At 41.9% G+C, this 20,579-nt stretch carries 19 protein-coding genes; 13 read left to right on the forward strand and 6 right to left on the reverse strand.

Translation table 11 applies throughout. The features are described 5' to 3' along the window. The first annotated feature begins 117 nt into the window (after positions 1-117). The 13 genes from moaA to FTU75_RS07880 all read left to right on the forward strand — a co-directional run bounded on the left by moaA (position 118) and on the right by FTU75_RS07880 (position 14,301). The gene (gene moaA, locus FTU75_RS07820) at positions 118-1,155 is read left to right on the forward strand and encodes a GTP 3',8-cyclase MoaA (protein WP_168377475.1); all 1,038 of its coding nucleotides are present in this window, start codon (positions 118-120) and stop codon (positions 1,153-1,155) included. 2 nt (positions 1,156-1,157) lie between these two features. After that, positions 1,158-1,409 carry a MoaD/ThiS family protein gene (locus FTU75_RS07825; protein WP_180021849.1) on the forward strand — a complete coding sequence of 84 codons (252 nt, stop codon included), beginning with the start codon at positions 1,158-1,160 and terminating at the stop codon, positions 1,407-1,409. Between the two features lie 2 nt (positions 1,410-1,411). Next, positions 1,412-1,978 carry a molybdenum cofactor biosynthesis protein MoaE gene (locus tag FTU75_RS07830; protein WP_180115627.1) on the forward strand — a complete coding sequence of 189 codons (567 nt, stop codon included), beginning with the start codon at positions 1,412-1,414 and terminating at the stop codon, positions 1,976-1,978. A 51-nt stretch (positions 1,979-2,029) separates the two neighbouring features. Further along, positions 2,030-2,953 (forward strand): bifunctional molybdenum cofactor biosynthesis protein MoaC/MoaB, encoded by a 924-nt coding sequence (gene moaCB / locus FTU75_RS07835; RefSeq protein ID WP_180023676.1) that lies wholly within the window; start codon positions 2,030-2,032, stop codon positions 2,951-2,953. Then, positions 2,950-4,200 carry a molybdopterin molybdotransferase MoeA gene (locus FTU75_RS07840; protein WP_180115628.1) on the forward strand — a complete coding sequence of 417 codons (1,251 nt, stop codon included), beginning with the start codon at positions 2,950-2,952 and terminating at the stop codon, positions 4,198-4,200. The genes moaCB and FTU75_RS07840 overlap by 4 nt, the downstream gene beginning before the upstream one ends. A gap of 9 nt (positions 4,201-4,209) precedes the next feature. Further along, positions 4,210-4,971, forward strand: coding sequence for a molybdate ABC transporter substrate-binding protein (gene modA / locus FTU75_RS07845; protein ID WP_180115629.1), 762 nt, complete (start codon positions 4,210-4,212; stop codon positions 4,969-4,971). A 3-nt stretch (positions 4,972-4,974) separates the two neighbouring features. Continuing rightward, positions 4,975-5,673, forward strand: a complete 699-nt coding sequence (gene modB / locus FTU75_RS07850) for a molybdate ABC transporter permease subunit (protein ID WP_180115630.1) — start codon at positions 4,975-4,977, stop codon at positions 5,671-5,673. Then, positions 5,660-6,322 (forward strand): ATP-binding cassette domain-containing protein, encoded by a 663-nt coding sequence (locus FTU75_RS07855; protein ID WP_180115814.1) that lies wholly within the window; start codon positions 5,660-5,662, stop codon positions 6,320-6,322. Before modB ends, FTU75_RS07855 begins: the two co-directional genes overlap by 14 nt. 190 nt (positions 6,323-6,512) lie before the next feature. Beyond that, on the forward strand, positions 6,513-7,916 hold the full coding sequence (locus FTU75_RS07860) for an amino acid permease (RefSeq protein ID WP_180115631.1): 1,404 nt from the start codon (positions 6,513-6,515) through the stop codon (positions 7,914-7,916). A 198-nt stretch (positions 7,917-8,114) separates the two neighbouring features. After that, positions 8,115-8,546: a cation efflux protein, CzcI-like gene (locus tag FTU75_RS07865; RefSeq protein WP_218948337.1), complete on the forward strand. Its 432-nt coding sequence runs from the start codon at positions 8,115-8,117 to the stop codon at positions 8,544-8,546. Between the two features lie 47 nt (positions 8,547-8,593). Beyond that, positions 8,594-9,916 carry a TolC family protein gene (locus FTU75_RS07870; protein ID WP_180115632.1) on the forward strand — a complete coding sequence of 441 codons (1,323 nt, stop codon included), beginning with the start codon at positions 8,594-8,596 and terminating at the stop codon, positions 9,914-9,916. A 13-nt stretch (positions 9,917-9,929) separates the two neighbouring features. Next, positions 9,930-11,156, forward strand: coding sequence for an efflux RND transporter periplasmic adaptor subunit (locus tag FTU75_RS07875; protein WP_180115633.1), 1,227 nt, complete (start codon positions 9,930-9,932; stop codon positions 11,154-11,156). After that, a complete protein-coding gene (locus tag FTU75_RS07880) occupies positions 11,146-14,301 on the forward strand; it encodes an efflux RND transporter permease subunit (protein WP_180115634.1) in 3,156 nt (1,051 codons plus the stop codon). Before FTU75_RS07875 ends, FTU75_RS07880 begins: the two co-directional genes overlap by 11 nt. A 104-nt stretch (positions 14,302-14,405) precedes the next feature. On the opposite strand, the gene FTU75_RS07885 is transcribed toward FTU75_RS07880, so the two are convergent. The 6 genes from FTU75_RS07885 to FTU75_RS07910 all read right to left on the reverse strand — a co-directional run bounded on the left by FTU75_RS07885 (position 14,406) and on the right by FTU75_RS07910 (position 20,560). Then, the gene (locus FTU75_RS07885; RefSeq protein WP_180115635.1) at positions 14,406-15,104 is read right to left on the reverse strand and encodes a DUF1826 domain-containing protein; all 699 of its coding nucleotides are present in this window, start codon (positions 15,102-15,104) and stop codon (positions 14,406-14,408) included. A gap of 128 nt (positions 15,105-15,232) precedes the next feature. Further along, on the reverse strand, positions 15,233-15,469 hold the full coding sequence (locus FTU75_RS07890) for a VF530 family DNA-binding protein (protein ID WP_078193741.1): 237 nt from the start codon (positions 15,467-15,469) through the stop codon (positions 15,233-15,235). Between the two features lie 519 nt (positions 15,470-15,988). After that, entirely contained in the window at positions 15,989-17,326 is a 1,338-nt protein-coding gene (locus FTU75_RS07895) for an MFS transporter (protein WP_180008152.1), read from the reverse strand. Positions 17,327-17,530: 204 nt separating this feature from the next. After that, positions 17,531-18,556 carry an enoyl-CoA hydratase/isomerase family protein gene (locus FTU75_RS07900; RefSeq protein WP_180115636.1) on the reverse strand — a complete coding sequence of 342 codons (1,026 nt, stop codon included), beginning with the start codon at positions 18,554-18,556 and terminating at the stop codon, positions 17,531-17,533. 23 nt (positions 18,557-18,579) lie between these two features. Then, complete coding sequence (locus FTU75_RS07905) at positions 18,580-19,353, reverse strand: enoyl-CoA hydratase (RefSeq protein ID WP_180115637.1); 774 nt, start codon at positions 19,351-19,353, stop codon at positions 18,580-18,582. 79 nt (positions 19,354-19,432) lie between these two features. After that, positions 19,433-20,560 carry an acyl-CoA dehydrogenase family protein gene (locus FTU75_RS07910; RefSeq protein WP_180115638.1) on the reverse strand — a complete coding sequence of 376 codons (1,128 nt, stop codon included), beginning with the start codon at positions 20,558-20,560 and terminating at the stop codon, positions 19,433-19,435. Between the last annotated feature and the right edge of the window lie 19 nt (positions 20,561-20,579).

Genomic DNA, 20,579 nt, shown 5'->3' on the forward strand with positions numbered 1-20,579 from the left:
AATATTTAAAAAAGCGCAAAGTTGGAACACTTATTGCAATTTTTACTGCAAGAAAAGAAGGCGCAAAATTTGTACTGAGCTAAGACAGGGCAAATGACAGCACCATGGAAGATAAACATGAACAGCATGACACAATTACAGCCAGCGACCATTTTTAAGGATCAGTTTGGCCGTGAAAAACGCAAATTGCGCATTTCAGTGACAGACCGCTGTAATTTTAAATGTGTCTATTGTATGCCTGAACATCCTGAATGGATGAAAAAACATAATCTTCTTAGTTTTGAATCACTTTACAATTTTTGTGAGTTTATGGTGCTGCGCGGGATTGATCAAATCCGGATCACCGGCGGTGAACCTCTTATGCGTCAAGGCGTTGTGCATTTTATTGAACAGCTGCAGCAGCTGAGAAAGCTAGGCCTTAAACGTATTTCCATGACCACCAATGGACATTATCTGAAGCAATATGCACAGGCCCTAAAACAAGCTGGCCTAGATGGCATAAATATCAGCTTGGACAGTTTGGATGAAGCGCAATTTTTCCAGCTGACACAAAAACAATTACAGCCTGTATTAAAAGGTATTGAAGCGGCTCAGCAAGCGGGCTTTGAAATAAAAATCAATACCGTTTTAATGAAAGGTCTAAATGAACAGCAAATCATTGCATTAACAAAATGGGCGCTGCAACAAGGTTTCGAACTGCGGTTTATCGAGTTTATGCCGCTGGATGGTGATCAAAACTGGTCTAAAGCTGCGGTCGTTACCGAACAAGACATACTGGATAAACTCAAGACTGTTTTTGACGTGCAAACATTGCACGGTCAAGGTGCGTCACCAGCCAGATCTTACTTAATCAACGGCTTGCCTATAGGTATTATTTCAACCATCAGCAATTCTTTTTGCGGCAGCTGCGACCGTCTAAGACTGAATGCGCAAGGCGAGTTTTTTAACTGCCTGTTTGCCCGAAAAGGTTTAAATCTCAGTCATGAAATTCAGCAGCTGAAAAGCAGTAAAACAACAGAGTTAATGCCGCTCGATGCAATGGCTTTGCAGCAAAAATTAGGCAGTTATATTTGGCAGAAGGAGCAAGGCTTTCATGCCATAACAGCTCAATCCAGTCCATCTAGAAAAATCAGCATGCATATGATTGGAGGCTAATGATGAGTCAGATCACCATCAAAATAGAATCTTTTGGCGCTATTGAACGCCTGCTGCCAGCGAATTTAAGTCTGACTTGCTTGGCACAGCAATCAATTGCAGAGGTTTTACAGCAAGTTACAGATCAATTTCCGGAGTCATTCAGCATGCTTGAACGCTGCGCCTGTGCCATTGGGGAAGATATTGTACCAAGACAAACCGCATTGGTGCAGGACAGCACCGTTGTGCTGCTGTCACCTGTAGCGGGAGGCTGAATATGGAGCTCAAGCATATTTCACGCATACAAGATACGGTATTCAGCCAAGCTGATTTTGACAGCATTGAGGCATTTCCTGAATGTGGCGGTATAGGTGTATTTATTGGCGCGGTGCGTAATCACCATGAAGGCAAATCTGTAAAAGCTTTGAAATATACCGCTTATGCGCCTGTGGCTGAAAAAATGATCCGTCAAATTGAGCAGGAAATTCAAGCCAAATACGGCGTGTCTTATGTCCGTGTTGTACACCGTATTGGCGCGCTGCAGGTCGGTGATATGGCCATTATCGCAATGGCCTATGCGCCGCACCGACGTGAGGCTTTTGCTGCCTGCGAAGAAGCGGTTGAGCGGGTTAAGCATGAAGTTCCGGTCTGGAAAGAAGAGTTTTATATGGACGGCAGCAGCCAATATGTAGAGGGCTGCTGTATTCGTAAAGATCATGTGCCCAAGGCGACAATTCATGCAGCGCAGCATGCTCATATTCATGGCGAGTCATGTGAACATGCACATCAAAACAGCCATCAGACCATGCATTTGAACGCCAATATTTACCAATGGCACCTATAAAACTCCAAATTTAATACTGCAGACGCAAATGAATAAGATAAGGACTAAGCAATGAAAAATGTGGGCATGAAAGCGGAAAGTTACCGTACAGCCATTGCAACTGGAATTCTGCATGCGCCGCCACATTGCATTGAACTGCTGCGTAATGGCAATACAGAAAAAGGCGATGCGCTGAAAACCGCACGGATTGCAGGTATATTGGGCGCAAAACGCACGGATGAACTCATTCCGCTGTGTCATCCGCTGCCGATCTACCGTGCAGATGTCGAATATGAATTATTTGAGGCGCATGTCGAAATCAGTGCTGTGGTCGAAACCATTGGCCCAACGGGTGTGGAAATGGAAGCATTAACTGCGGTCAGTCTTGCCGGTTTAACGCTGTATGACATGCTGAAACCGCACTGTGAGCCTGAAGATTTATGCCTAGATCAGGTGAAACTGCAAAAGAAAAAAGGCGGTAAATCACATTTTACCCGTGTATTGAAAGAAAGCTTATCGGCGTCGATTATTGTGCTTTCAGATACGGTTGCTGCCGGTAAAAAATCAGATACTGCAGGGCAAAATGTCCTCGAAATTTTAGAAGAAGCAAACTTCAGCAACATCAGCTATCAAGTGATACCGGACAGTCCTGAACAGCTTTTGGCTCTTATTGAACAGCATAAGACGCAATATCCGCTGATTTTGACCGTGGGCGGTACAGGTCTAGGCCAGAAAGATTTAACCGTTGAAACCATTCAGCCGCTGTTAAAACGGGAAATTCCAGGGCTGATGGAAGCATCCCGCAGTTTTGGGCAGAAACGCACCCCTTATGCGGCCCTCAGCCGCGGTGTTGCCGGCTATATTGATGACAGTTTAGTCATTACACTGCCGGGCAGCAGACAAGGCGCAAAAGAATCATTGATTGCCATTTTACCTGCCTTGGTGCATCTATTTGATGTGCAGAAGAATATTCCGCATGCAGGAGGCTACCAATGAACCAAGCCGTATTGCACGCAGGCTGCGGGGCCGAGGCTGGACTGATTTCAGTGGACGAAGCGCTTACGCTGATTCAGACACATACGCAAATTTTAGCGCATGAAACTTTGGCGCTTCAGCACGCTTTAGGCCGTTATTTGGCGGCAGATGTGCATTCACCAATTCAGCTGCCTTTATTTGCGCAAAGCGCAGTGGATGGCTATGCCATTTGCGCAGCGGGTGAAATTAAACCCGGCGCGCAATTTAAGCTGATTGGAGAAATCCGCGCAGGGCAAACGGCTGAAATAAGCTTAAAAGCAGGGCAAGCTGTCCGCATATTTACCGGCGCGCCGATACCTGAAGGCACGGCAACTGTAGCGCGGCAAGAAATTGTAAAGGCGGATAGACAGCAGATTGAACTGACTGCAGCCTTAAGCCCGCATGCAGATATTCGAGATGCAGGTGAGGAAATTTCATTTGGACAATGTTTAGCAGCGCGTGGTCAAAAGCTGACGGTTGGATCAATTGCAGCGCTCAGTATGGCTGGTATTTCACACTGCGAAGTTTTTGCCTATCCGAAAATTGCGGTCGTGATTACAGGTGATGAAGTTGCGCAAAATATAGAAGATTACCGTGCTGGTAAAATATTTGATGCCAATGCGCCGCTGATTTTAGTATGGTTTCAGTCGCAGCACGTCCAAGTTGAAGTGATTCATATTGCAGATGAAAAACAGGCGGTTTTAGATTTATTCAACCGTTTAAAAGATAGCTTTGATTTAATTTTAACGACTGGCGGCGTATCTGTCGGTGATTATGATTTTGTTCGGCCGGCAGCCTTGGACATCGGTTTTCAGCAAATTTTCTGGAAAGTGAAACAAAAACCCGGCAAACCGATGCTGTTTGCACAATATCGACGTCCTGACAGCAGTTCCTGTTATTTACTCGGACTGCCGGGCAACCCCGCTGCAGTCTATGTCGGCATGCAAATTTATACAGATAGATTATTGAAAGCCCTACAAGGTCAAACACCTGCGCTGGACTGGTTCAGCGCAGTCATGACACATGACCTAAAAGCAGATGCACGTGAGCGGTTTTTAAGAATGTCGGCGCACTTTGATAAGCAAGGCAAGCTTCAACTAACCAGCCTGTCTAAACAGCAGTCGCATATGTTGAGCAATTTAATGCAAGCCAATTGCATTGTTCGGATTCCTGCAGGGCAGTCTGTGCAAGCAGGACAAATTCTTCAAGGCGTATTTATTCAGCATTAGGAGTTTGCTATGCGATTCAAATTTATTTTAGCAGTAGGACTGAGCTTCATTGCTGGCGCATCTCAGGCGGAAACAGTCAAAATTTATGCTGCAGCCAGTTTAAGCAATGCTATCAGCGATATTGCAAAGCAATATCAGGCACAGAATCCAGACATCAAAATTGTACCGGTATTTGGCGCGTCATCTGCTTTAGCCAAACAGATTGAAGCGGGTGCACCAAGTGACCTATTCTTTTCGGCGGATCAGGATTGGATGAATTACTTGGTGCAAAAGCAAAAAGTATCAGCTAAACATGTACACTCTGTGCTGTCTAATGATTTGGTGCTGATTACGCCTAAAGCGGTGAATATGCAATTTAAAGCCGTGCCGCAGTTTAATTTTGCCAAGGCATTCAAAGGTCACTTATGTACAGGGCAAATGGAGTCTGTACCTGCTGGAAAATATGCCAAACAAAGCCTGACCAAGTTGGGCTGGCTATCAAGTTTGAATGGAAGGATTGTCGGGACAGATGATGTACGATCGGCTTTGGCTTTTGTCGAACGAGGTGAGTGCCAAGCGGGGATTGTTTATCGTACCGATGCGATGATCAGTTCTAAAGTTAAAATAGCCGGGATTTTTCCAAACCATACCCATCAACCCATCATTTACCCATTGGCTTTAACACAGCAAGGCGCAGCTAAACCTGAGGCCGTGAAGTTTTACCGTTATCTTAAAGACCATGCGCAAAGCAAAATGCTGTTTAAGAATTATGGCTTTGGTGTGAAGGGCTAAAGCATGCTAAGCCCTGAAGAGTGGAGCGCCTTGTATCTGTCGGCTAAGGTTGCCATTTGCGCCACTGTATTTTGCTTACCATTTGCTATAGGGCTGGCATGGGTTTTGGCGCGCTATGAGTTTCATTTAAAATTTTTGGTCGAAGCACTTTTACAAATGCCAATGGTGCTGCCGCCGGTGGTTCTAGGATATTTGCTATTGGTGCTGTTTGGTTCAAATGGCTGGATCGGCAAGATGCTAATTGAATGGGGAATTCAGCTGGTTTTTAATTGGAAAGGCGCCGTTTTAGCATCGATGATTGTGTCATTTCCGCTGATTGTGCAGCCGATCCGTTTGTCTTTTCAAATGATCAATCAACAGCTTGAGCAGGTTGCAGGCTCACTAGGCGCACATCCTTTACGGGTATTTGTCTCAATCAGCCTGCCGCTGGCTTTACCAGGGATTTTAATTGGCAGCATTTTAGGCTTTAGCCGAAGTCTAGGTGAGTTTGGCGCAACCATTACCTTTGTCGGCAATATTCCAGATGAAACCCGAACCATTCCTATCGCCATTTATTCGCTGATACAGCAGCCAAATGGTGAAGAGGCCGCAATGCGTTTAGTGATCCTTTCATTGCTGGCGGCTTTTGGCGCATTGATTGCTAATTATTATATTTTACAGCGCTATCAGCGAAAACTCGGAACAAGCCATGCTTCAGTGTGATTTTCAGTTTCAATATGCAGGTTTTCAATTGCAGGCTCGGCTGCAGATGCAAGAACAGCTGCTTGGCATTATGGGGCCATCAGGTAGTGGGAAATCTACGCTGTTGAAAAATTTGGTTGGTCTGCTGCAACCGCAGCAAGGTTATATTTCGCTGAATACGCGTGAAGTGTTCGATGCGGCGCAGAAGATTAACGTGCCGATGCATAAACGCCGTATTGCGCTGATTTTTCAAAAAGCATGGCTTTTCCCGCATATGAATGTGCAGCAAAATCTGCAATATGCAGAGAAGTTAAGCGCTCAGGAAAATGCGCAATTTCAGTTTCAGCAAGTAGCGGATCTGCTTGAGTTGAAGCCACTGCTGAAACGGCGGGCGCATGAACTTTCCGGAGGCGAGGCGCAGCGCGTTTCCATAGGACGCGCATTGCTGTCACAGCCTGACTTACTGCTGTTAGATGAACCGCTGACAGGACTGGACCGCAGGCTGAAAGATCAAATATTGCCATTTTTAAACACGGTGAAAGAACAGTCGGCGCTGCCGATGATATATGTCACGCATCATGGTGATGAGTTAGATTATTTAAAAGCCCATATTTTGCATCTAGAAAATGGTCAAATAGGTTATTTAAATAAATATAAATTATATAAGTAATAACAATAAATTAGATGAAAAAATGGCATTAAGCTGCATCTTAAAGTTTTGATTAGAACTATGAAAAACTCATTTTCTAGATTAAATTGTTACAAAACAAGGGAGAACACAGCGTTTTCCCTTTTTTATTCCTAATGATCTTGGAAATAATGATTTGTACGACTGACCGTGCAGACAGGGAATCTAATCGATGCATGATGATAGCTTAGCCACACATAATTCAACTGCAAAACTGGGTGCAGGGCTATCTAATCGGCATATTACAATGATCAGTATTGGTGGTGTAATTGGTGCTGGACTGTTTGTTGGATCATCTGCTGCGATTGCAAAAGCAGGGCCTGCCGCCGTTCTTGCTTATATAATTACCAGTATATTGGTTTTTTTAGTCATGCGAATGTTGGGAGAAATGGCTGTAGCTCAACCTGACACCGGCTCATTTTCAACCTATGCAAGAAAAGCCATTGGGCCTTGGGCGGGCTTTACCATCGGATGGTTATATTGGTGGTTTTGGGTTTTAGTTATTCCAATTGAAGCAATCGCTGGTGCAGAAATTCTGCATGCATGGTTTCCTTCAATATCAAGTGCTGTATTTGCGACATTCTTTATTGTGCTTCTCAGTTTAGCGAACTTTTTTAGTACTCGGAGTTTTGGTGAGTTTGAATTTTGGTTTTCTCTGATAAAAGTCTTGGCTATTGTAATTTTTATCGCCATTGGACTCACCGCAATATTTGGATTTTGGCCATTAGCACCTGAAGTGAGTGGTGTAGAAAATCTGTTTAAAAATGATGGATTTATGCCAAATGGTCTGGGTGGTGTACTTTCAGCAATATTGATTTCAGCATTTTCATTCTTTGGTGTAGAAATATTATCGATCGCTGCAGCAGAATCAAAAGATCCTGAACAAAAAATTAAACGCGCAACCAATTTAGTGTTGTATCGGGTCATCTTATTTTTTGTGGTTTCAATTTTTATAACGGTTGCATTGGTTGATTGGCGTTCACCGCAATTACAACAATTAGGCACCTTCCAGTATGTCTTGGTCAGTTTAAATGTCCCTCAATCAAAATTGATTATTGATAGTGTGGTATTTATTGCAGTTGCAAGTTGTATGAATGCCGCACTTTATAGTTCATCAAGGATGCTATTTTCATTGGGGACACGCAAAGAAGCACCTCAATGGGTCACATCTATTAATGCCTCTGGTGTACCTGCTATTGCTGTATTTGCATCGTCTGTAGTGGGCTTAATTTGCTGTGCAGTCAATTATTTATTTCCAGGCCAAGTATTTGGATTTTTACTGTCTACAACAGGTTCAATTGCCTTATTGGTTTATTTAGTGATTGCATTTTCACAGCTTAAATTGAGAACACAAATCGAAAAAAATGGAACTGAGGTTGCGTTTAAAATGTGGCTATTTCCATGGTTGACATGGGCAGTCATTTTGGTGATCTTAAGTGTGCTGATCTATATGTTTTTATCTCCAGCCTACAGTTATGAAACTTCATTATCTTTAGGTGTTACGACATTGGTGGTTCTCTGCGGCTTAGTTGTGACAAGAAAAGCTAAGTTGAAGAATGATTCCGAACTGAATTAAAAATAAAGGTTTCGCCGATAAAAATCGTAATCATGAACCAATGGATTGTCTTTAGCATGTGCCGTGTCAGGGGATTAAAGCGAATGCCTTACGTTATATCTCTATGGCAATCCATTTTTAAGACAAATTCAAAGATTCACTTGACCTTCGACCGACTCCAAGCTTTATAATCGTTAAAATTTTCTTGATTGATGCAATATGCGTTCTGCGACATGGATAACAGTCTTAGTTGGATTGTTCATGTTCCAAAGCCTTTGGAACGTGGCAGCCGCTTTCTGTGTGCATGAAGAGCAAACTCAAGTTGTTCAAAGCTATCATTTTGGTCATCATCAAAATATCTTATGCGTTAGCAATGAAACCGATCCACAGCATTCGTTGCATCAAGCATCTGATGAATCTAGTAGCAAACCAGTCAAAAATATCGCTAACGATCTGCAACTTGGTGAAGATCATCAAGACCATTTACCGTCTATGACGCATTTGATTGTACAAAACCAACAATCGATTCTTTTTATTGCACATCAGGCCTTTGAATATTCGCCAAAATTTGTTTGGAAGAATCTTTATCAAGCCCCTGATTTATTACTGCAAACACCTCCTCCTGTTTATGCTCCGCTAATGGCGGGGTAGCCTAAAACATTCCCGCCACTTTTTTTAATAAATGAGTGGGAAAAATCATGTCTTTATATTTTATGGCGTTTATACGTCTAGGCTTAGCTGTCGGTATTTCGACGGCCTTACAAAGTACTTTTGCGGAAAATGTCAGTAGTTTTGAATCTGCATTTACCAAAGTACAAAACTACCAAGCCCAAACTGATATTTGGCAACAACAACAGCAAATCTCTGATTTTAATCTGCGTCAAAGCAAGCTATGGCAAAACCCAAGTCTATCGATTGAACAAAATGGTTTTGGTAAAAATCAAGATCAAGAGCTCAGTATCGCAATCAGCCAGCCACTGGATGTATTCGGTCAGCGTAAAATCAATCAAGCACTCGCGAGTACCTCAGCACAGCAAATTCAGTTGCAACAGCAGATTTGGAACGCGCAAAGTCAGCTGATTGTGAAGTATGCATGGTCACAGCTAGCCATCGCTCAAAATGAGCAATCGATTTACGCTACACAGCTCAAACTCAGTAAATCTAATTTGGACAGTGCGCAAAAACGTTATCAGGCAGGCAGTATCGCTTTGGTGGATGTGGAGCGCGCTCAAATTGAAGCATTGGAAATACAACGTCTATACCAACAGGCGTTTTTAAAACAGCAAACTGTGGCGCGTCAGCTTTCTAATTTATGGGGGGAAACCACGTCGCAAATCGGACTGAATAACAGCGTTACACCTTGGCCTGAACAGAGCCAAAATTTAGTTGAACGTAATTTATCGGAAGGTTGGCTACAAAAATTGTATGCCTTGAATGTTCAGCAGGCAAATCAGCAAATTGAACATTTAAAAGTACAGGCACGTCCAAACCCAACCCTAAATATGGGCATGTCACGTACCAAGTCTCCAACAGATACCAATGATACGGTCTTGGTACTTGGTGTGGATATTCCGCTAAATATTTTTAACCGCCAGCAATATGCCATTCCAATGGCGCAAAAACAGCAAATTTTATTAAATCATCAGCAACAGCGCGAGTTAAAACAGCAAGTTTTGGACATTGCCAATAGCATTCACCAGCTTAAAGGTCTGCGTATGCAGTTTGATGCCACAGGCAATCAGATTGGTTTGGCTGAAAAGGTTCAAAACCGAACTTTGCAAGGTTTTCAGGCAGGTAAATTTGCTATTACAGACGTACAGCAAACCACAAAACAACTCCAAGACCTTCGACTTAGCCAAATGCAAATTTTGGCGCAGGCTTGGCAGAGCGCACTCAGTGCTGAAGCCTTAAGTATCGGCACCAGTTATGAAGAAATCAGCCGTTCAGATGCTTATAGCCAACTCAATAAAAAAGCCATTGAGGCATCCCAAAATCTCATCAACAGCGCATCAGTACAATAAGGCAGTCAAGCATATGAAAATTAAACAAGATGGAAAAATTTCACAACCTTTGATGATTGCAGTTTTGATTGGCCTAACGCTGATGCTGTGTACTGCTATTTGGTTCAGTCAAAATAAATCCGATGCGGATAAAACTGAGCATGAAGGAGAGCATAACGAGGCTAATAATAGTGATGCTGAAGCAGAACATGCAGAAGAAGGTGAACTACAACTTACCGCTCAGCAAATGGTGGAACAAGGAATTAAAATGGCAACCGCGGAAAATGGTCTGGTCGAAAATATTATTCAATTGCCGGGTAAATTGGCCGTGAATACAGATCAACAGGCACATATTTCCCCAAACTTCAGCGGTCATGTCGAGCAAGTCAATGTAGCACTCGGTCAAACTGTACAAAAAGGGCAAACCTTAGCTGTGCTGTCAGTGCCTGAATTGATTGATCAGCAAGCCAATTTACGTATGGCAGAAGCCAATCTAGATTTAGCCCGTCAAGATTATCAACGTGAGCAAAAGCTGTGGTCTCAAGGGATTTCTGCTAAACAAGACTTTCAGCGTGCTGAAAATGCCTATCGTCAGGCTCAAATTAGCGTACAGTCAGCACAATCGCGGTTGCAAGCTTTAGGTGTAAATGGCAGTCAAAATGGACGTTTTATCATTCGTGCGCCTATTGCAGGTGTAATCAGTCAAAAAGATATTGTTGTAGGTGAAAATGTGCAATTGGCAGATCAATTGTTCACCATCGAACAACTAAAAGATTTGTGGCTGGAATTTCATTTGCCAAATCAATATTCAGGCCAGCTGCAAGCAGGTCAAAACGTCTCTTTCAAAATCAATGGCTCAGATCAGCTCTATAGCGCAGAGGTACAAAGCCTGACGTCAAAGGCAGATGTGCAAACTGGACGCTTAGTGGTACGTGCCAAATTAAAACAACAATCTGTTGAGCTTCGCCCGAATGTGATGGTCAATGTGCTATTGGCTGATTCGGGCACTAAAAAAGCATTACGGGTGCAAAAGTCTGCCGTACAAAGCATAGAGGGAAAAGACAGTATTTTTATTGTCGAATCTGAGCAAAAAGGTCAAGTACATTTAAAAGCACAAGCGCTAAAACTTGGGCAAGCATCCAGTGATGGTCAATGGCTAGAAGTGCTTTCAGGTCTTGAAGCAGGGCAAAAGTATATTTCCCAAGGCAGTTTTTTACTGAAATCTGAACTGGAAAAAGACGAGGCTGGCCATGAACACTAATTCAGAGAACCCGAACACAGATTTACCAAAGCCAGAAGGTCTATTCGAACGCATTATTCAGTTTTCAATTCAAAATGCAATTTGGGTGATGCTGTTTGTCTGCACATGGATTGCCGTCGGGATTTACAGTTATCAAAAACTGCCGATTGATGCAGTACCTGATATTACCAACACCCAAGTGCAAATTTATACGCAGGCCAATGGCTTTACAGCGTTAGAAGTTGAACAGCGGATTACTTATCCGATTGAAAATGCGATGGCAGGTATTCCAGATTTGGAGTTGACCCGTTCTATTTCCCGTTATGGCCTGTCACAAGTTACGATTGTCTTTAAAGACGGTACGGATATTTATTGGGCGCGTCAGCAAATTAATCAGCGGGTACAGGAAGTTCAGTCGACATTGCCTGCTCAGGTTTCTCCGACGATGTCGCCCGTTTCGACAGGTTTGGGTGAAATTTATCAATGGGTGCTTAAAGCTGAACCCAATGCCAAAAAAGCAGATGGCACGGCATATAGCGCGATGGATTTGCGTGAAATTCAAGATTGGATTGTGCGTCCGCAATTACAGCGTGTACAAGGTGTTGCCGAGGTCAACAGTATTGGTGGTTTTAATAAAACCTACGTGGTTTCACCTGATTTAAACCGCATGCAACAGCTGAATCTGTCATTAGAACAATTACAGCAAGCGCTCACGGAAAATAATGAAAACCGTGGTGCAGGTTTTATTGAAGAAAATGGTCAGCAGTTAACAGTTCGAGTGCCGGGAACCTTAAACACCATTTCAGATATTGAAAACACCATGATTGACAGTCCAAACGGCAGTCCAATTCGTGTGGGTGATATTGCACAAGTATCGATAGGGCATGATTTGCGAACAGGTGGTGCAACCTATAATGGGGAAGAAACTGTTTTAGGTATTGCCATGATGGCCATGGGACAAAATAGCCGAACTGTCTCGAAAGCTGTAGATGCCAAAATTAAAGACATTCAAGCCAGCTTACCCAAAGGGGTAAAAATTGAAACAGTGTATGACCGTACCACATTGGTGGAGAAAGCCATTAAAACCGTTCAAAAGAACTTGGTTGAAGGTGCAATTCTAGTCATTATCATTTTATTTATCTTTTTAGGTAATATCCGTGCCGCCTTAATTACTGCCTGCGTTATTCCACTTTCAATGCTATTTACCTTAACCGGTATGGCACAAAAGAATATCAGCGCGAACCTAATGAGCTTAGGCGCATTGGATTTCGGGATTATTGTTGATGGTGCAGTGGTGATTGTTGAAAACTGTATACGACGTTTAGCCCATGTACAGCAAACGTTGAAACGTCCATTAACGCAAAATGAACGCTTTAAAGAAGTCTTTTTGGCTGCTCGTCAGGCACGCCGTCCGCTGATATTCGGTCAGTTAATTATTTTAGTGGTTTATTTGCCAATTTTTGCTTTAAGTGGTGTAGAAGCAAAAATGTTCCATCCGATGGCATTAACTGTGGTATTGGCACTTGTGGCGGCGATCATTCTGTCTATTACATTTGTACCTGCTGCTGTAGCGCTTTGGGTGAAAGGTGAAATTAAAGAAACAGAAAGCCGTTGGATGAATTGGCTGAAAAAGCAGTATCTTCAAATTTTAAATAAAGCCTTTCATTACAAGGCTGTAGTGATGACTTTTGCACTGTGTTTACTGCTCATTACTGGGCTTTTAAGCACCAAAATTGGCAGTGAGTTTGCACCACAGCTGAGTGAGGGTGATTTTGCAGTTCAGTTGATGCGCTCACCAAGCACAGGCCTAGAAGAATCATTAAAAATGCAGGAGAACGCTGAGAAATTGCTGCTGAAAAAATTTCCAGAGATTCAGGCTGTATTTGCTCGTACAGGTACAGCAGAAGTGGCAACCGATGTAATGCCTCCGAACATTTCCGATGGTTATATTATGCTCAAACCACGTAATGAATGGCCGAACCCTAAAGAAAGTGTGGATGAACTGCGTGGCCGTATGGTGGCTTATGTGGCTACGATTCCTGGCAATAACAGTGAGTTTTCCCAACCTATTGAACTGCGCTTTAATGAGCTGATCTCAGGTGTGCGTAGTGATGTGGGCGTTAAAATATTTGGCGATGATATGCAAGTGCTTAACACAGAAGCCACTAAAATTGCCAAAATTATGCAGCAAGTTGCGGGGAGTAGCGCCGTAAAAGTTGAACAAACCTCAGGTTTGCCTTTATTAAATATTGAAATAGATAAGGCTTTGGCTGCGCAATATGGTTTAAGCGTTAAATCTATACAGGATACTGTGGCAGCCAGTGTCGGTGGACAAAGTGTAGGGGAGATTTTAGAAGGCGATCGCCGTTTTGACTTTGTTATTCGTTTAAATGATCAAGACCGTAATGTAAGCACGATTTCACAACTACCGTTAAAGTTGCCAAATGGTGGCAGTATTGTACTCTCAAATGTTGCCACAGTGTCTAATGTAGATGGGATCAATCAAGTCAGCCGTGAAAATGGTAAACGCCGTATTGTAGTGACTGCCAATGTTGAAGGCCGTGATTTAGGTTCTTTTGTGGCGGATATGCAGACTCAGCTGAAACAATATGCATTACCAAGCGGTTATTGGATTGAATATGGCGGTCAATTTGAAAACCTTGCATCTGCCAAAGCAAGAATGCAAATTGTCATTCCTTTAGCACTACTGACCATCTTTATTTTATTAATGGCAGTATTTCATAATGTGAAAGAAAGTCTGCTGGTCTTTACTGGCGTACCCTTTGCCTTAACGGGCGGTGTATTGTTTCTTTGGTTAAGAGATATTCCGCTTTCGATGTCTGCAGGGATTGGATTTATTGCACTCTCAGGTGTTGCTGTGCTGAATGGCCTGGTCATGCTGACCTTCATTAAAGAACTGGGGGACAAGTATCCATTGCATGAAGCCGTATGGCAGGGCGCTGTACTTCGATTACGCCCAGTACTCATGACTGCCTGTGTTGCCTCTTTAGGTTTTGTACCAATGGCTTTGGCAACAGGTACAGGTGCGGAAGTGCAACGGCCTTTAGCCACGGTTGTGATCGGCGGTATTCTTTCTTCCACCTTGCTGACCTTGGTGCTATTGCCAGTGCTTTACCGCTGGCTTAATACAGCTCGATCTCAATAATCTAGACTAAGCAATTTTGATTAAAACGATATTGCATTAACCCATACGGTTCATTCATTAGACAGAATGGATCGTATGGACTCAGGATCCATTAATATTTAAAATCAGCAAATCAGCATAAGCCGATATTCACCTGCATTTTCAACAGGTGCGCGGTGCACACAAGGTAAAACTGGCTGTGTAGGATGATCCACCGCTAAACGCCATAGATGACCATTGCCTAAATTTACAGGCACAGCATTGTCTTTGAGTTGATAATGTAAATCAAAAAAATATTCCGCTAAAAAATCATCAAACTCTGAGTCAGGGCCATCGTACAAAGCTTTGAGTTGCTCTCGTATTTCAGGAATTAAGATTTTTTGTGTGACTTGATCATTTGGCACAATATCACTAGAAGCACCATAATACGTACATAAAAAGGTATCGGTAGCGATGGGTGATCGATCAACATGAAAAGAATAAACATCGGTTGAGATGAAATCGAATTCATCATCGCGTTCATAACATTTAAGCAAATTCAGCGAGGGTGATGCACCAAATGCTGTTAATTGTTGCATGTCATTTAAAATGATTTCTCTAGCTAAATGACCTTGCGCTGAAAGCTTTAATTCCTTCAGATCATCTATGGGAATTTCGGTTATATTTTCAATCAGTTCGAGTTTTTCGACTATTTCTTTAAAGTCGCCTTGTAAGCTACGTTGCCAGCAAAGCGCATTCATTTGACCTTCAAAATGACGATGAATCAATTCAGAAAATGTAGTGACTACACCAATTTGATGATGCTGGGAAAAAGGATTGCTCATAATAGGGATCAATTTAAATCTGAGGCGAAAATACTGCGTGCAAGGAATAGCTAGAAGGATTCAGCAGTTTCATTTTATCTTAAAACACAAACTGCTATACAAGATTATTTGAGCGTAGGCATTCATCGTTACGCTTTCTGTTTGGCTTTTTGGCGTAAGACATACAAATATAAGCTTTCTACTTTTTCACGTGCCCAAGGTGTAGTACGTAAGAATCGTAGTGATGATTTAACGCTTGGATCTATGCAAAAACATCTAATTTCAATTTTGCGGCTTAAGCCTTCAAAACCACCGTAGTAATCCAATAATTCATCCAAGATGTCAGCAAGTTTTTTGCCGTGTAAAGGGTCATTGGAGGTGCTCATATTAGATCAATCATATTTTGGGAGACCATTATTATAACCTGAGCGAGTTGAAAAAATGAGAGGGTTTGAATTTAAACATCAGGAACGTCAGATTCGCCAATTGATAAGATTCTGATTTCGGCATAACGTATATTATGTTCATTAGCGTACTCGGCATCGTGAATGATAATTTTACAGATTCACGATGTCGAGCTGTGGCAACGGATGCGTTGTGTAGGCCACAGTCTTGGATATTCTATTTAACATAATATACATTATACGAAATAGTATAATTAAGACTTTGATATTTAATATTTTTTAATATATTGATGCTTAAATCTTTCATCTGTGTAACAAACTTGATTTGTTGCTCTTACACATCAAACATATTTTGTGCCGCCAAAATCCTACGCAATACTGACAATATTATTTGTCCTGCTACAATCCTCAGACAAGAAAAAAGCCATAACAACGATTGCTATGGCTAATTCACATTAATTTCTATATTTAAATCAGCCTACTGTTTACCTGATTTTTGATTTATGAAGATTTAATTTCTTTACTGCTAAATGCTTTTGTTTTTTGCTCTATTTGATCCGGCTTTAAAAATGACGACGCAATAATCGCAATCACTGCAAAGCCTGAAATATAGGCAATAATTAAATTGGGGCTTCCATCACCAATACTCAACAATTTCGTCGCGATTAATGGAGCTAAACCACCACCTAGCACGCCTGCAAATTGAACTGAGATTGAAATACCGCTATAACGTATTTCTGCTGGAAATTGGCGTGAAAATAACTGTGACTGCGGCGCATACATCAAAGGAAAAACTACGCCAATACCAATCACAATGGCCGTCCAAACCAATACAGGATCCTTGGTATTTAACATTGCAAAAAATGGATAGCTGTATAAAGCCAGTACGCATAAACCAAATCTGAACATGTTTTTTTGCCCAACTTTATCAGACAAATGCCCAAAAATTGGCGTAATGACCATGATGACCGCAGCACCACAAATCGTTGCAAACAAAATGTCTTGTCTAGGAATATTTAGCTGTGTGGTAGTATAGGCTAAAGCAAATGTCGATGCTAAATAGAACCAAGCATTTTCAGCAGCTCGAGATAAAATAATCGTAATCAACTGCTTAGGATGATTTTTAAACACTTGTTTTGCTGGAACTTTAATTGTTTCGGTTTGAGCTTTAACTTTTTCAAAGTCTGGTGACTCAGGCACTTTCACTCGAATATACCAACCTACAGCCAGTAAAATAATGCTGGCTAAAAATGGCAGACGCCAACCCCAGCTAAATAGTGCTTCTTCAGGCAACATTGAGACTAGACCTAAAGCCACGGAAGCGAGCAATAAACCACCACCTGTACTGGCTTGCGGTAAACTTCCCCAAAAGCCTTTTTTACCCGCTGGCGCATGCTCTACCGCCATGAGGACTGCTCCGCCCCATTCTCCACCCATGGCCATGCCTTGTATAAATCTTAAAATAATTAAACAAACCGTTGCCCAATAACCAATGGTTTCAAATGTCGGTAACAACCCAATCATCACTGTGGGAATACCCATCAACATTAATGTGACCAATAACATTGATTTACGACCGATTTTATCGCCAAAATGACCAAAAACAATGCCACCGAGTGGACGACCAATAAAGCCTACAGCATAAGTAGCAAATGCTGCCAATACGCCCGTTAACGGATCAAGATTTGGGAAAAAAAGTCGATTGAAAATGAGTGCTGCGGCAGCACCATAGATAAAAAAGTCATACCATTCGATGGTTGTACCCACCATGCTGGAAATACCCGCTAAACGATGCGAGGACTTAGCTGGTGGAGCTGTGTTTCCCTGTACATTTTGCATTGTTATCTTCCTTATTCTGCAAGATATTTCTATATTGCATTTTCACGATGCCTAGTTTATGTGATGATTTTCTTCTTGAAAATCAATATTTTTCAGATCTTATATATGTTTAATTTACGCTGAGTCACTTGTTCATATCGAATAAGAAATTAAGTATGAATATTGACCAATGGTTTGAATCGTTAAAGTTTTTTAAATCACTGATTAAATAGATATTTCATCCATTATTTTGTCTAAAGTCGGACTAGATTGTTGCCACTTTGGCTGCTTGTCTTTATCCACAATTAATGCGCGCACACCTTCAACAATATCCCCATGTTGAAACCAAACATCTTGCAAATGTCGTTCAATTTGCATGCATTGCTTTAGTGAAAGACTTCGACCTAAATGTTGGAGTTGCAAACTGATCCTTTTCGCGATTGGAGATCGTTGTTCCAAGGTATTGCGTATTTTTAGCGCCCACACTTGAGCATCATTATGCTGTTCATTTTCAAGACTATTTTCAATGGCATCAATGCTCTCAAAACCAAAATGCTTACGAATTAAATCTGCATTTTGACTAAGTTCACTTTCCGCTGGTCGAGTAATATATTTCGCAATCAATTGTTCAATATTTTCCTTGCTTAGTTGCTTGGAATTTCTTAATTCTTCTTCTAATTGAACAAGTTGCTCACTCGGAACATGGTAGTCAATCAAATCTAGATACAACGCATCGCTGGCACTGATTTGATCGCCTGTAGTTGCCATGTACACACCAATATCATCTAAACGGGATAAAAAGTGTGTCGCAGCCACATCTGGGAAAAATCCAATGGCAGTTTCAGGCATGGCAAATCTAGATTTTTCGCTGCTGACAAGCACATGACATGCTTGCGCTAAGCCAAATCCACCGCCAAGTACATAGCCATCGAGTATGACAATAATGGGTTTTTCATACGCACGAATGGTGTTCAGCATTTCATACTCAGCTTGAAAATAAGCTTGATGATCATCTCTACCATTCATATAACTATCATAGAGATAGCGAATATCTCCACCTGCACAAAATGCTTTGGGACTATTTGAGCGAATAAGCACGGCATGAATATTGGTTTGATCAGCCCATAGTGCTAATTGCTGTTGAATCCCTTGGATCATATTCAAAGACAAGGCATTTAAACTTGCCACGCGATCTAAACTGATTTGGCCTAAATGTCCATGTTCTTCAATCATTAAGTTATTTGTACTCATATCCGTATTATCCTTTTTTATTTTTAATTGTTTTTAAAATTGGCTTGGCGCTTTTCAACAAATGCTTGCATACCTTCTTTTTGGTCTTGAGTTGCAAAAATCGAATGGAATGTTCTGCGTTCAAAACGCAAACCTTCTTGCAAACTGACTTCAAATGCACGGTTAATTGACTCTTTGATCATCATGGTTGCCACCACAGATTTTTCGGCTATATTTTTAGCAGCATTTAAGGTCTTTTCGACCAACTCCTCTTTAGGAAAGACTCGAGCAACTAAACCACTCTGCTCTGCTTCTGCTGCGCCCATTTGTCTCGCAGTCAGACACATTTCCATGGCTTTAGCCTTACCTATAGCAAGCGTTAAGCGCTGTGTCCCACCTATCCCTGGGATTACTCCCAAAGTCACTTCTGGTAAACCGAATTTTGCATTATCGGCACAGTAAATAAAGTCACACATGAGCGCTAACTCACAGCCTCCACCTAACGCATAACCACTGACAGCTGCGATTAGAGGTTTACGGCGCTGCGCAATTCGATCTGCCAGATGAAAAAAATCATCCAAATAAATATTCGGAAAACTCAGTTCAGCCATTTCTTTAATATCTGCACCAGCGGCAAAGGCTTTTTCTGAACCTGTAATAACCATACAACCGATAGTTGGATCTCGATCTAAATCATCCAAGGCCAAATTAAGGTCTTTAATTATTGTGCTATTCAACGCATTTAAGGCCTGAGGACGATTTAAAATAATGAGTCCAACACCATTGTTCTTTTCGAGCAGAATCGTTTCAAATTGCATGTGAGATCCCTATATATGTTCAATATTTATAAGTAGGCTTCATATCTGAAGCCTTGTCGTTTTAAATGTCTTAAAGACGTTATAAGCTACGGGCAATTACTAAACGTTGAATATCACTCGTACCTTCATAGATTTGGCAAATACGTGCATCACGATAAATACGTTCTATCGGGAAATCTTTGAGATAACCATAACCTCCAAAGACTTGTAATGCTGCGGAGCAAACACGTTCTGCCATTTCAGATGAAAAAAGTTTAGCCATAGACGCTTCATTTAAACAAGGTTGTCCTGCTTCTTTTAAACGTGCCGCGTGATAGACCAATTGGCGTGCGGCTTCTATTTCTGTTGCCATACTTGCCAATCGGAACGCAACTGCCTGATGTTCAAAGATCGGCTTTCCAAAGGTAATACGCTCTTTGGCATATCGGGTTGCTTCTTCTAATGCTGCTCGTGCAAGACCAACCGCTTGCGCCGCTATACCAATACGACCGCCTTCTAGATTTGATAAGGCGATTTTCAAACCTTCACCTTCTTTTCCTAACATTAGGCTTTCATGCACTCGCACGTCTGTGAGTGCGATTTGGCAGGTATCTGAGGCATGTAATCCAAGCTTTTTTTCAGTACGAATCACTTCATAACCGGGTGTTTCTCTTGGTACAATAAAAGCACTCATGCCTTTTTTCCCTGCACTTGGGTCAGTCACAGCAAAGACAATAATGACCCCTGCATTATGACCAGAGGTAATAAACTGCTTAGCACCATTAATCACCCATTCATTGCCATCTTTTACTGCACGAGTTTTAATGGCAGCAGCATCTGAACCCGTATGTGGCTCAGTTAATGCAAATGCACCGATCATTTTGCCTTGTGCTAAAGGCACTAAATATTTCTGCTTTTGTTCTTCTGTGCCAAATTTAGCAATAGGAACACAGCCTACCGAGTTATGTACACTCATAATGGTTGAGGTTGCCCCATCGGCCGCGGCAATCTCTTCTAAAGCCATAACATAGGCAAGATTACCTGTATCTGAACCACCCCATTCATCTGATACCAACATACCCAATAAACCCAGTTCCCCCATCTGCGCTAAAGCCGCTTTGGGAAAGGTACCGTTTTTATCCCATTCAGCCGCTTGAGGTTTAATTTGTTCCTGTGCGAAACTGCGTGCCATGTCCTGAATTAATAATTGTTCTTCGGTAAATTGCATCTTATCTTCCTGTACATCA

This window comes from Acinetobacter sp. YH12140 (assembly GCF_013418475.1).
Lineage (GTDB): Bacteria > Pseudomonadota > Gammaproteobacteria > Pseudomonadales > Moraxellaceae > Acinetobacter > Acinetobacter amyesii.